Origin of the sequence: Mycobacterium sp. E2699, assembly GCF_001666745.1 — a bacterium.
Taxonomy (GTDB): domain Bacteria; phylum Actinomycetota; class Actinomycetes; order Mycobacteriales; family Mycobacteriaceae; genus Mycobacterium.
Window position 1 is genome coordinate 1 of record NZ_LZJH01000095.1, and the last position, 788, is coordinate 788.

Sequence of the window (788 nt, forward strand, 5' to 3'; positions counted from 1 at the left end):
ATCCTGCTGGCCGGCACCGCGATCGTCTCCTACTTTCTCGGCGACAGCATGCAGGCGATCATCATCGGCGTGATCCTGGCGGCCAGCATCGGCTTGGGGTTCGTCAACGAGTATCGGGCCGAGCGGGCCGCCGCCGACCTGCACGCGGCCGTGCACCACAACGCCGTGGTGCGCCGCGACTCGAAGTTCGTCACGATCGGCGTCACCGACCTGGTGCCCGGTGACGTGGTCCGCCTGTCGCTGGGCGAGGCCGTGCCCGCCGACGTCCGGCTGATCGACGTCACCGGCCTGGAATGCGACGAGAGCATCCTGACCGGCGAGTCGACGGGCTCGGAGAAATCGCCGCAGCCTGTGCCGGCCGGCGCCGAGCTGGCCGAATCGACCGACCTCGCTTTCATGGGCACCATCGTGAGCGCCGGGGAGGGCACCGGGGTGGTGTACGCCACCGGCAGGGATGCCGAATTCGGCCGCATCGCAGCGGGTTTGGACAAGCGCCAACCCGAGACCGATTTCCAGGTGGGGCTGCGCCGGTTCTCCTACCTGCTGCTGCAGGTCGCGATCGCGCTGATGGTGGTCATCCTGGTCAGCAACCTGCTGCTGCACAAGCCGATCATCGATTCGGTGCTGTTCTCGCTGGCGATCGCGGTCGGCATCACGCCGCAGCTGCTGCCCGCCGTGGTCAGCACCGGCCTGGCGACCGGCTCGCGGCAACTGGCCAAGGCCAAGGTCCTGGTCAAACGCCTGGTCTGCATCGAAGACTTCGGCGACATCGACATCCTGATCAGCTC

Annotated in this window: 1 pseudogene; it reads left to right on the forward strand. The window is 67.6% G+C overall.

The features are described 5' to 3' along the window. Window positions 1-788, forward strand: a pseudogene (locus tag A5696_RS17375) (magnesium-translocating P-type ATPase); the annotation flags it as partial.